Consider the following 12,335-nt stretch of genomic DNA (forward strand, 5'->3'; position numbering starts at 1 on the left):
GGGGGAGCGAGTTAAAAGGGGATTGGCGCGGCGGCTTTGCCGCCGCGCCAATCCCCAATACCCTTTTCCCCTTCTCCCCCGCGCGCGGGGGAGAAGGGGCTAGGGGATGAGGGGGTGACAACCACACTTGCCGCCCGGGATGGGAACATAATCAAACTGAAACAGTACAGGACAGTCCGCGAATAGCACGAATCTACGCGAATGGCTATGGTTTTCATTCGTGCCGATTCGCGTTATTCGCGGATTTCTTTTTGTGTTCCTTCGTGTGGCTTCGTGGACATGTTTTTCCCGCTTTCGCGGGCATCGGCGTATTTGCCATCTATCCCGTGAATTGCTAAAATAGCCGCGCTTGCAGGCTGGAATAGAGTGACGGGAGGGGCGCACAGGCGTGCGCCCCTTTGTTACGGACATTTGACGTTATCTTCATCGCAGGAGGATCACAGCATGGGTTTCTACCTTACTATCGTGCCGGTGGTCTCTGTGATCGCGCTGGCATTCGTGGGCTGGCTGGCCTACGATGTGCTGCGGCGCGACACCGGGACCCCCGAGATGTTGGAAGTGCATCGCACGATCAACGAAGGCGCCGTCGCGTTCTTGCGCCGGCAGTATACGACGATCGGCATCCTGGCCGTCGTCACGTCGGTGATTATCGGCGTCCTGATCGCCGGGCTTGAGAAGTTCCCCGAAGTCGCGGCCTACCGGAACAACCAGATTGGGCTGGGCGTCCTGACCGGCGTTGCGTTCCTGGTCGGCGCGGCCGCCTCGGCGCTGAGCGGTATCATCGGCATGTTCGTGGCGGTCAAGTCGAACGTGCGCGTGGCCAGCGCCGCGCGCCAGGGCGTCGGCCCGGCGCTGCAGGTGGCGCTGCGCGGCGGCGCGGTGTCCGGCTTCCTCGTCGTGACGCTCTCGCTGATCGGCGTCTTCATCATGTTCGTGGCGTTCGGCGGCATCGACCATCCGGGCGATGCGCCGTTCCTGATCGTCGGCACCGGCTTCGGCGCGTCGTTCGTCGCGCTGTTCGCGCAGCTCGGCGGCGGCATCTACACCAAGGCCGCCGATGTCGGCGCGGACCTGGTCGGCAAGGTCGAAGCGAACGTGCCGGAAGACGACCCGCGCAATGCGGGCGTCGTGGCTGACCTGGTGGGCGACAACGTCGGCGACTGCGCCGGCCGTGGCGCCGACCTGTTCGAGTCGACCGTCGCCGAGAACATCGGCGCGATGATCCTGGGCGTGGCCATCTTTGTCAAGACGCAGCGCGTCGAGTGGATCTTCTTCCCGCTGGTTGTGCGCGCGCTGGGCGTGATCGCCTCGATGGTCGGCCTGCTGGCCGTGCGCTACAACAAGGGCGAAGAGCCGATGAACGCGCTCTTCCGCGGCTACGCCGTGGCGGCCGTGCTCTCCGCCGTGGCGATGGGCCTCGTGACCAACATGATGCTGGGCGATGCCTGGCTGCCGCTCTTTGCGGCGGGCCTGGTCGGCATCCTGGCCGCGATCGCGTTCGTGCTGATCACGATGTACTACACCGAGGCGCGTTTCCGCCCGGTGCAGGAAATCGCCGACGCCAGCAAGACCGGCGTGGCGACCAACATTATCAGCGGCCTGGCCGTGGCGTTTGAGAACACCGCCGCGCCGGTCATCGGCATCGGCATCGCGCTGCTGGCCTCGTATTATCTCGGCACGCTGACGGCTGATACGCTGAAGGTCACGCCGGCCGTCGCCGGTATCTTCGGCACCGCCGTGGCGACCATGGGCATGCTGATGACCGCCGCGTACGTGCTGGCGATGGACACCTTCGGCCCGATCGTGGACAACGCGGGCGGCATCGTCGAGATGTCGAACGCGCCGAAGGAAGTGCGCGACGGCACCGACGCGCTCGACTCGGCCGGCAACACGACCAAGGCGCTGACCAAGGGCTATGCCATTGGCTCGGCTGCGCTGGCCGCTTTCCTGCTGTTCAGCGCCTACCTGGACAAGGTCGGCCTGGTGCGCGCCGCGGAACAGGGCATCGACCCGAACTCGCCGCAGGGCGTCGCGATCAACGCCGCCGCGCACGTCGTCAATCTGGGCGATGTGCGGGTGTTCGTCGGCGCGCTGATCGGCGCCATGCTCGTCTTCCTCTTCTCGGCGTTCGCGATTCGCGCGGTGAGCAACGTGGCGCAGGAGATCATCAAGGAAGTGCGCCGCCAGTTCAAGGAGATCCCGGGCCTGCTGGAAGGCAAGCCGGGCGCCAAGGCCGACTACGCCCGTTGCGTGGACATCACCACGCGCGGCGCGTTGAAGGCGATGGTGCTGCCGGGTGTCCTGGCGGTGGGCACGCCGATTGTGGTCGGCATCCTGCTGCGCGCCGAGGCGGCTGCGGGCCTGCTGATGGTCGGCACGATGAGCGGTATCCTGCTCGCCACCGTGATGAACAACGGCGGCGGCGCCTGGGACAACGCCAAGAAGTTCATTGAGGCGGGCAACCTGGGCGGCAAAGGCTCGGACGCGCACAAGGCGTCCGTGGTGGGCGACACGGTCGGCGATCCGTTCAAGGACACCGCTGGCCCGTCGCTGCACGTGCTGATCAAGCTGCTGGCGACGATTACGCTGGTGCTCGCGCCGCTGTTTATCTAGACGCAGCGCGGCGGCTGAACGACAGACCCGAAGGGTTTACAAAACCCTTCGGGTCTTTTTTGCTTCGAGCGCGGTCCGGCTTGCTGCCCCGCTTGTCATTCCGGCGCAAGCCGGAATCCAGTCCCACGCGCATGCATACAGTAGCGTTTAGAATCTACTTCGACGAGCGTGATTCACAGTAGTTGAATCGGCTTCAACCGCAGGCCCTGCCATTTTTGTTCAAGAATGATTTGCGCGAATCGGTTCGAGATGAACACCTCTCGAAATCCGCTATGTCCGCTACCAAACCATTCATGCGATAACTGGATATCCACATTCTCATGAAGACTTCCCCGACTGATCGACATAAGGCCGCGCATATGCACGGCTTTTTTTGTGATACCGCATCGTCGACACATCTCCGATCTTAATCCGTGTGCATTCAGTAAGGATGGCTTGGCAATAGACGGCACATAAAGCTGCGATACAAATTGTGATGGTTTGCCAGTTCTATGAACGTCTACATTCCACTTCTCGTGTCCTTTTATGTTCGCCGCGTCAAGGCGACTGAATACATTGTCCGTGGTCAAGACGGCATATGCCCAATGCAATGTTAGGAAGTCGTGCTTCCCCAACTTAGGCTCTGCCACCAAGTTAAAGGGTGTTTTTTGGATGAATCCCGCACCGCAAAGTGGACAGAAGTTTTCATAATTGGCTGGATTCGTGCCCAAGTCTCTTTGGGGGTGTGGATATCCTTGCTGATAAGTTGGCACAAGCCGCACCCAAGGAGCTGCCCGAATCTCTGCGTCTGTGAAAATCGTGTCATAGACATCAAGCGCCAATTTCTCTTTTGCCAACGCTGACAGCGGTAACCAATTGGGGTCAGATTCGACAATATCAATGTGAAGTAGATAGCCATTGCTTGGCAACGGACTTCGCTTTGACTTGATGCGCAACGAATCTATAGCCTGATCGACGTTGTCTTTGTGGTTGAATGTTAGCCTATGGTGTATTTCCATAATCGAACCGAGTCGGCATCAAAGTAGCGCCCCAATGCAGCATAATAGCGCGCCCGATAGAGCATCAGAGCTCGCAACCTTAAATCTCATGCCATCACCTTGACATCTAGAACAAATGTGCTATACTGGCATTTGTGGGCGAGTTGCGCCATTGATCGTTGAACCGTTTGATTCCCGCCGCTGCCCGGCCCGTTTCGTTTGAAATATAACGCGTCCGAACCCAATAGAATCAAGCCAAACGGTCCGATTCGTTTGATTGTTTGAAATGCGTCGCAATCAAACATCGGCCTCGGCTGGCGGCATTTCACTTTGTGGCAGGTTTTACCCAGCCGTCATTCCCGCCTTCGCCGTCAGTCAATCGCAGGTTTGTTGCTTTGTGCTCTTTGCTTGCTTTGCGGTGAGCAAAGCCTTCTCTCTACGCTCTCTGCGTCCTCTGCGGTGCGATTATCTTTTTACCCGCCTGCCGCCAGCCGTTCCCTTAGCCGCCCGACCAACCCCTCAAACATCACCTGGTACGCCTCGCTGGTGATCCGGGGCGTCGTCATGATCAACGCGTCTTCCTTGTTGTCGCTGTAGTAGCGCTTGCGCCGCCCCTCGACGTTGAAGCCGTACTTGCGGTACAGGTTTTGCGCGACCGTGTTGCTGACGCGCACCTCCAGCGTCATGCGCTCCGCGCCCATCGCGCGCGATTCCGCAATGATCGCCGCCAGCAGCAGTTCGCCCACGCCGCACCCGCGCCACTCGCGCCGCGTCGCGATCGTGCTGATGTGCGCGTCGTCCACCATCAGCCAGATGCCGCCGTAGGCGATCACCGTTGGACGCGGCAAACCGTCCTTGCCCGGCCGCTCACGCACGAGGTAGTAGTGCGCCATCTCGTTCTTCGCGATCTCGTGCCGGTACGCGCTGGCAGGCCACGGCTCAGTGAACGCCTCGTGCTCGATCACCATGATCGCATCGACGTCCTCGACGCGCATCGGCTCGATAACGTAGGGCAGCCCGCTCAGGTCGATCATCGGTGGCTACGCCAGGTTGTCCCCGTAGTCGGGCGCCAGCGTGTTGACGTCGTCGCTCTGCCCGGCCTGCCAGCGCACCCAGCCGAGGCGCGCCAGCACGCGCGGGTCGCGGCTGCGATCGTCCGGCGGCGCGAACTCTGCCGCGTCGCCGATCGTCGCGCGCAGCGTCTGCTCAGTGGCCGCGTCAACCTCGCCCGCAAAAAACACGCGCTGACCGGCCAGAATGGCCGCCAGATCCTCGGCGCGTCCGGGCGGGATGCGAGTGGTGGCTTCCCAGTGCGTGCCGTCGGCGCTGGCGCGGTAGAGGCACGCCGACAGCCGCCCGCGCCCAGCCTGCAGGACGGCGCACAGCACCGCGTCGGCACGCGGCGGGTACGCCTGTGCCGTAATATCGAGCGTCGGGATGCCAATCAGCGCCGCGCCGCTCACAAAGCAGCAGCCTTTGGCGACGCTGAGGCCGATGCGCAAACCGGTGTACGAGCCGGGGCCGTTGGCGACCGCGATCGCTCGGATGTCGCGCGCGGCGATGCTATTGCGCGCCAGCAACGCGACGATGTGCGGCACGAGCTCGACGGTGTGGTTGCGCTCGGTGTGCCACTGGAGCGCGTCGCGCGGTCCGCCGGCGTCCAGCAGGGCGATGCCGGCAAGCGAGGTGGCGGTGTCAATAGCAAGCAGCATAGGTCAGTCGGCGGCGATCTGTGCGAGCAGTTGCGCGGCGCGCGGTCCCGACGCGGCGAAATCGAAGGCGCGCCCGCTCCCGGCGTCCGGCTCGATGCGGATGTGCAGGCCGGGCAGGTCGCCGCGCGCATCGAACCGCTCGGCCCACTCGATCACGCAGACACCCTCGCCGTCCAGGTAGTCGCGCAGGCCGAGATTGAGCGCCTCGCGCGGGTTGTCGAGCCGGTACAGGTCGATATGGTAGAGCGGCAGCCGCCCGGCGTACTCGCGGATGAGTACGAAGGTCGGGCTGACGATCGGCTGGGTGATGCCCAGCGCGCGGCCGAGCCCCTGTGTGAAGGTCGTTTTGCCGCTGCCGAGGTCGCCGGAGAGCCACAGCACGTCGCCGGCTTGCAGCAGCGGGGCGATGCGCGCGGCCAGCGCCTGCGTTTCGGCGGCGCTCTGCGTGCGGGTAACCCAGGTGGCAGTCACATTCTTGATTATACCAAAGCGCCCGGGGCCGGGCGTGCGCTGGAATTTTACGCACACCCGCCGGATATATTGTCCAAGACGTGGGGACAGGTCTCTGACCTGTCCGAGCGCGCGGGTCAGAGATCTGCCGCAACACAGGCGCAGCGCGGATACCGATGTAGGGACAGGTCTCTGACCTGTCCGAGCGGACGGGCCAAAGACCTTGTCGTTACCTCCGCCGCTACGCGAGCGCGGCTGGCCCGCCTTCGCGGCTGTGCTACAATGAAGGTGGACTGGCTGCGTCGCGCGCAGGGTATACCGCAAAAGGTTAGGGATCGCACGGAAAGCCAGACCGTCATTCCGGCATGTTTTTGGCCGGAATCCACTCAACAAGGTGGCCCTGGCAATGGAGACAGTGGATGCCAGCGGTGGTCAGCGGCGAGAAGCCAGCGGGCAACGCATGCCGGCATGACGAGGGGGCGCAGTCCCGACAGTTTGGCGGTATACCCGCGACGCACAGCCGCAGATTTACCGCATGCCCGTTTCATGTTATCATCCCGTGCGGAAAACACTATGCGAATCGGCATTATTTCAGACATTCACGCGAACTCCGTCGCGCTGGAACGCGTCCTGCAGGTCATGGGCCCGGTGGACACGCTCTGGTGCCTCGGTGACGTCGTCGGCTACGGGCCCAACCCCAACGAGTCGATCGAGCGCCTGCTGGCCCTCCCGAACATGGAGGTCTGCCTGACTGGCAACCATGACTGGGCGGTGCTCGGCAAGCTCGACCTGAACGACTTCAACCCGGACGCGCGCCAGGCCGCGCTCTGGACCCGCGAGCAGTTGACCCCGGCGAGTGAGCGCTTCCTCGACGAGCGGCCGGGCAAGGTCGTGCGCGATGCGGAGTTCACGCTGGCGCATGCCAGCCCGCGCCAGCCAATCTGGGAGTACATCACCTCCGTGCCGCTGGCGCGCGCGAACTTCCCGCAGTTCGATACGCCGGTCTGCCTCGTCGGGCACACCCATGTGCCGGCCATCTACGCGCTCGACGCCAAAGGCATCGTGCACGACGAGCTGCCGACCGATGGCGGCAAGCTCAACCTGCGCGACGGGCGGCGGTACATCGTCAACCCCGGCAGCGTCGGGCAGCCGCGCGACAGCGACCCGCGCGCCGCGTACGCCATCTTCGACAGCGACAGCGGCGACTTTTATTTCCACCGCACCGAGTACGACATCGTGGAAACGCAGCGGCGAATGACCGCCGCGCAGATGCCGGTGCGGCTGATCATGCGGCTGAACTTCGGCTGGTAAACGGCCCGGGCGAGTCATGCGACTCGCCCTTTTTTATTGGGGAACAATCGGGCTTGGCACGGCGTCTGTATGGCAGAACAACAACCCGCAACCCGAAGGAGGCTCTCATGAAGAATACGCTGCTGAAAATGGTTGGCGTGCTGCTGCTGGCGGCGCTGGCGCTTAGCGCATGCGGCGCGGCCGCCACGCCAAGCTACATGCCGGGCCCCGCCGCCGAATCGCGGGCCGCCGACGGCTCAACCACGACCGCCGGCGCGCCCAATAGCAAGGCGCTGCCGTCCAACGCGCCGGCTCAGGCGCCCGCGCCGGGCCAGCCCAGCACGGGCAGCGCCGCCGTGTCCGACCGGCTGATCATCAAGACGGCGACGATCGCGCTGATCGTGAAGAACACGGAGCAGGCGTTCGACAGCATCAAGACGCAGACCGCCGCGTTCGGCGGGTTCGTGTCGGACTCCAGCACGGTGCGGATTGACAAGGATCGCGTGCGCATCACGGCAACGGTCCGCGTGCCCGCCGACAAGTACGACGAGGCGATCAAGGCGTTCAAGAAGGACGTGATTCGGGTCAACAACGAGAAGCTCGGCGGGCAGGATGTGACCGAGGAGTACACCGACCTGAACGCCCGCCTGCGCAACCTGGAGGCGACGGAGAAAGAACTGCTGGCGCTGATGACGACCGTGCGCGAGCGGATGCAGAAGGCGGAGGACATCCTCGCCGTCCAGCGCGAGATCAACAATGTGCGCGGTCAGATCGAGCAGTTGAAGGCGCGCATCCAGTTCCTCGATCGCTCAGTCTCGCTGGCGACGATCACGGTCTCGCTGGATTCGGAGACGCCGGAAGCGCCGGTGACACAGGAAGGCTGGGACCCGCTGCGCGTGGCGCGCGATGCCCTGCGCGGGCTGGTGAGCACGATGCAGGGTCTGGTCAACCTGGCGATCTACCTGCTGATCTTTGTGGCGCCGGTCCTGCTGGTCATCTTCCTGCCGCTGTACGGGTTGTGGCGGCTGTGGCGGCGGTCTCGCAAGCCGAAGGCGCCGAAGGCGTAGGGGCGCATCGGCGTGTGCGCCTGATGCAAATGACCAGGTAGGGGCGCACCGATGTGCGCGCCCGGCGGGGGGAGGGGCGGCACGCCAATCGGTCAGGCCGAACAAAAGACCCGAAGGGTTCTGTAAACCCTTCGGGTCTGATTTTCTGCATACGGGCGTTCACATGAACGCCTGTATCTTTTTGCCTACACCACGGGTGCCGGGCGTGCGCCGGCGCCGTTGTCGGGTGGAGTGTGCGGCTGCGACAGCAACCGGTGGTACTCGCCGAACCAGTCCAGGAACTCGCGGCGGCGCAACTGGCGCTCTTTCATGCGCTCCCGCTCGCGGAAGCGTTCCAGCGCATCGGAGATGAACGCCTGCGCGCGGCGCGGGTTCGGAATGTGGTCGAACGTCAGGCCGCTGTCGCCGCCGGCGGTCTGGATCAGCACCGTGCCGTAGTCGAACATGTTCTGGATGAACGTGTCGCGCTTGAACGTCACGTTCTGCACCTGCCCCAGGCTCGCCACGCGTACGCGCTCCTGCAGCCAGAGCGGCTGACGCTCGGAATCGATCAGGCGGTCGGGCGTGAGCACGTAGATGTCGTTCTCCCAGTCGCGGTACTCGTACCAGAGCCAGAACAGCGCGAGCGGCGTCAGCACCACGGCGATCAGCAGGGTGGCCGGCACCGAGAGCAGGCCGATGCCGACGATGTCGCTGTACAGCATGTAGAGCGTGAAGGCGATCACGACGGTCAGCATCAGTATCGGCATGCTGATGTCGCGCAGCAGCAGCAGCACGTGCTTGCGCCAGATGATCTGGTCGCCCTTGTGCGCGTAGGACGGCGCGATGATGTGCACGTTGCCGAACATCCGGCGCAGGATGCCGGAGCGCCCCTGCACCGAGACGCCGCCCGGCAGGCTGTCGGCGTCCGGCTTGTCGCCGCCGAGCCCGATCTCCTGCTGGAGCTCGCGTCGGATCGTCTGGCGCAGGCGCGAGATCTCCATCTGCCGCGCGTGCTCGCCCATGCGCGTGCGCTCGGCCTCGATCGTTTCGCGAATGTGGCGCGCGCGCGGCACGAAGTCGAACACGATGCGCCCGCCGCCCGCGGCCGTCTGGATCGTCACGTCGCCGAAGTCGAACAGATTGGCGAACAGGTTCGGCATCTCCGAGGTGACGTTCTGGATCTTGTCGAGCCCCGCTTCCTCGATCTCCTCAAACAGGAAGAGTGTGCGCTCGTGATGCAGCACGCGGCGGCTGGAGACGATGAACCAGTCGTTCTGCCAGTCAATGGTGTACCAGAGCAGACCGAGCACGTATACGGCCGCGGCGCCGGCGGCGACGCCCAGCAGTACCTGTCCGCCGAACGCGACCAGGGCGATGGTCGCCGGGATGAAGAACGCTGACCAGGCCGCGATGCGTGTGATAAGCCAGAGTGCGTGCCGGTGCGTGCTGTGCACCAGCGCCTCCTCGGCGCGCTTGGAGGGGAATTCGGCCAGCCGCCGCTTCGAACGCTGCACGATGCCGGCGTCGATCTCGCGCTGGATCTCGGGGTATTCGTTGTAGAACTCGAGGAAGTCGGCGCGCGCGAGGAATAGGAGCGACACCTGGCTGACGGCGTCGACCGTCTCGCGGCGCGGGGTGCTCTCGACCAGCGAGGTCGCCCCGAAGACGTCGCCCGCCACGTAGTAGCCGAGGAACTGCTGGCCGCCGGGCACGTTGCAGTTGGCGGACAACTGGCCGGATTCGACCAGGTAGAAGCGCTCGGCGGTCTCGCCCTCGCGGAAGATCACCTCGTTGCGCGGGCGCGACTCCTCGCCGAACTTGTCCAGCCACGGCTCGAGCTCCGCATCGTCGAGCACGTCGAGAAACTTGAAGCGCCGCAGGCGTTTGATGTCGACCATGACAGGTATCCTTGCCAGTCCGTGGAACCGCTCGTCATTGAGTGCGGACGGGTACCCCGGACCGCGCAGTTGTTATACTGTTTCGAAGTGTGCATGTCCCCATCACGCCGTCGCTTACGCACACGGCGTGACAACAACCGGCCCTCCCCCCGACCCCCCCCCAGCTTCGCTGGGAGGGGGTGCAAGTCAATGGGGATTGGCGCAGCGGCGCAGCCGCTGCGCCAATCCCCGATGGTTTTTCCCCTTCTCCCCCGCAGCGCGGGGGAGAAGGGGCCAGGGGATGAGGGGGCGGAAGTTGCCCCTACACAACCGCAATTAGGACATTGTCAAACCAAAACAGCATTACAGCCCAGCCTTGATCTGCTCGGCGGCGCGGCGGGTCATGCCCGGCACGGCCGCCAGTTCCTCCACGGGCGCGCGGCGGATGGCGTCCAGCGACCCGAACTGCTTCAGCAGCGCCTGCCGCCGTTTCTGCCCGATGCCCTTGATCTCGTCGAGCTGCGACGCCATCGACTGCTTGTCGCGCAGGCTGCGGTGATACGCCAACCCGTAGCGGTGTGCCTCGTCGCGCACGCGCTGCAGCAGTTGCAGCGCCGCCGTATCGCCGCCCAGCCGCAGCGACTGCGACTCGCCGGGGCGGAAGATCTCCTCCTGCTGCTTGGCCAGGCTGATGATCGGCACCGGGTCGAGCCCGAACTCCTGCATGACCTCGACGGCGGCCGATAACTGGCCTTTCCCGCCATCAATCATAATCAAATCGGGCAGGACTGCAAACGACGGATCACGCTTCGCGCCGGCGGCTTTGACCGGGGCCGCGCCTTTGGCGCTCACGCCGGGCCCGCCGCCCGATTCGCGCTCGGCGTGCTCGCTGGCGTAGTGCTTGAAGCGGCGGCGCAGCATCTCCTGCAGGCTGGCGAAGTCGTTCGGCTCGCCGGTCACCGTCTGGATCTTGAACTTGCGGTAGTCGCTCTTGCGCGGCGTGCCCTTCTCGAAGACGACCATCGCGCCGACGATCCCGACGCCCTGCGTGTTCGAGATGTCGTAGCCTTCGATGCGCGTCGGCGGGCTGTCGAGCCCGAGCGCTTCCTGCAGTTCGGTCAGCGCGCCGGTATGCTTCGTCTCGTCGGCCGCCCACTGGGCGCGCATGGCGGTCAGCGTCTCGACCGCGTTGTTGACCGCCATGTTCACCAGATCGCGCTTCTGGCCGTGGTGCGGCACGCTGATCTCGACCTTGTCGCCGCGCCGGTCGCGCAGCCACTGCTCGATGATCTTCGTCTCGTCGATCGCCTCGGGCAGCAGGATTTCGGGCGGCACGTAAGCGGCCTCATCGTAGAACTGCGTGACGAACGACGAGAGCACCTCGCCGGACTCTTTCTCGGCGGTGCCTTCCAGCACGAAATACTCGCGCCCGATCAGCTTGCCGTAGCGGATGAAGAAGACCTGCACGCACGCCTGGCCGTTCTCGCGCGCGATGGCGACGACGTCCTGGTCGGCCAGCCGCGTCGAGACGATCGCTTGCTTCTCGCTGATCTTCTGCAGGGCGACCAGCTTGTCGCGCAGGGCGGCGGCGCGCTCGAACTCCAGCACCTCGCTGGCCGCGCTCATCCTGGCCGTGATGTCGGCGATCACGTCCTCGGAGCGCCCGTCGAGGAAATCCATCAACTGCTTGATGACCGCGCGATACTCCGCCTTGTTGACCGCGCCGATGCACGGCCCGTTGCACATGCGAATGTCGAGGTACATGCAGGCGCGCGGGTCGGCGCCGGTAATCTCGCGGTCGCAGGTCAGGTACGGGAAGACGCGCCGCAGGGTGTTGAGCGTTTCGTACACGGCCCAGGCCGCCGTGAACGGCCCGTAGTAGCGCGCGCCGTCGCGCTCCATGCGCCGCGTCATGAACACCTTGGGGAACGGCTCCTGCCAGGTGACCTTGATGTACGGGTAGCGCTTGTCGTCCTTCAGCCGCACGTTGTAGCGCGGCCGGTAGCGCTTGATCAGATTGTTTTCGAGGACCAGCGCTTCCAGCTCGGAGCCGGTGACGATGAAATCGATCCGCTCGACCTGCAGCGACATCTGCCACGCCTTGGGCTGCGTGGCGATATTGGAGCGGTGCCAGTACGAGCGGACGCGGTTGCGCAGGTTGATCGCTTTGCCGACGTAGATGACCGTGTTGCCGCGGTCATGCATGATATAGCAGCCCGGCTTGGTCGGCAAGCTGTCCAGTTGCGACTGGATCGCCGGCGTTATGTGACTTTCACTCATCGTTGAGATTCTAGCATAGACCTGCGCCGCGCTTCAACTGCTTTCACCGCAAAGAACGCAAAGAGCGCAAAGAAAAACCACCAGCCA

General features: G+C 64.3%; 9 protein-coding genes. 3 read left to right on the top strand and 6 right to left on the bottom strand.

The window, feature by feature from the left end; genetic code table 11:
* The first annotated feature begins 444 nt into the window (after positions 1 to 444).
* Positions 445 to 2,613 (top strand): sodium-translocating pyrophosphatase, encoded by a 2,169-nt coding sequence (locus tag HZB53_01175; protein MBI5876233.1) that lies wholly within the window; start codon positions 445 to 447, stop codon positions 2,611 to 2,613.
* A gap of 173 nt (positions 2,614 to 2,786) precedes the next feature.
* Here the strand turns inward: HZB53_01175 and HZB53_01180 are convergent, their stop codons facing one another.
* From HZB53_01180 to tsaE, 4 genes are all read right to left on the bottom strand, one after another.
* On the bottom strand, positions 2,787 to 3,611 hold the full coding sequence (locus tag HZB53_01180; GenBank protein MBI5876234.1) for a hypothetical protein: 825 nt from the start codon (positions 3,609 to 3,611) through the stop codon (positions 2,787 to 2,789).
* Positions 3,612 to 4,063: 452 nt separating this feature from the next.
* Positions 4,064 to 4,624 (bottom strand): ribosomal protein S18-alanine N-acetyltransferase, encoded by a 561-nt coding sequence (gene rimI, locus HZB53_01185; protein MBI5876235.1) that lies wholly within the window; start codon positions 4,622 to 4,624, stop codon positions 4,064 to 4,066.
* 6 nt (positions 4,625 to 4,630) lie between these two features.
* Positions 4,631 to 5,302, bottom strand: a complete 672-nt coding sequence (tsaB, locus tag HZB53_01190) for a tRNA (adenosine(37)-N6)-threonylcarbamoyltransferase complex dimerization subunit type 1 TsaB (protein ID MBI5876236.1) — start codon at positions 5,300 to 5,302, stop codon at positions 4,631 to 4,633.
* Positions 5,303 to 5,305: 3 nt separating this feature from the next.
* On the bottom strand, positions 5,306 to 5,773 hold the full coding sequence (tsaE, locus tag HZB53_01195) for a tRNA (adenosine(37)-N6)-threonylcarbamoyltransferase complex ATPase subunit type 1 TsaE (GenBank protein ID MBI5876237.1): 468 nt from the start codon (positions 5,771 to 5,773) through the stop codon (positions 5,306 to 5,308).
* 552 nt (positions 5,774 to 6,325) lie between these two features.
* Between tsaE and HZB53_01200 the strand changes: the two genes are divergently transcribed.
* Together HZB53_01200 and HZB53_01205 are read left to right on the top strand one after the other, a co-directional pair.
* Positions 6,326 to 7,063 (top strand): metallophosphoesterase family protein, encoded by a 738-nt coding sequence (locus HZB53_01200; GenBank protein ID MBI5876238.1) that lies wholly within the window; start codon positions 6,326 to 6,328, stop codon positions 7,061 to 7,063.
* Between the two features lie 107 nt (positions 7,064 to 7,170).
* The gene (locus HZB53_01205) at positions 7,171 to 8,109 is read left to right on the top strand and encodes a DUF4349 domain-containing protein (GenBank protein ID MBI5876239.1); all 939 of its coding nucleotides are present in this window, start codon (positions 7,171 to 7,173) and stop codon (positions 8,107 to 8,109) included.
* A 185-nt stretch (positions 8,110 to 8,294) separates the two neighbouring features.
* Here the strand turns inward: HZB53_01205 and HZB53_01210 are convergent, their stop codons facing one another.
* Positions 8,295 to 9,989 (bottom strand): cyclic nucleotide-binding domain-containing protein, encoded by a 1,695-nt coding sequence (locus HZB53_01210; GenBank protein MBI5876240.1) that lies wholly within the window; start codon positions 9,987 to 9,989, stop codon positions 8,295 to 8,297.
* Positions 9,990 to 10,331: 342 nt separating this feature from the next.
* Entirely contained in the window at positions 10,332 to 12,248 is a 1,917-nt protein-coding gene (uvrC, locus tag HZB53_01215; GenBank protein ID MBI5876241.1) for an excinuclease ABC subunit UvrC, read from the bottom strand.
* Positions 12,249 to 12,335 lie beyond the last annotated feature (87 nt).

This window comes from Chloroflexota bacterium (assembly GCA_016235055.1).
Lineage (GTDB): Bacteria > Chloroflexota > Anaerolineae > JACRMK01 > JACRMK01 > JACRMK01.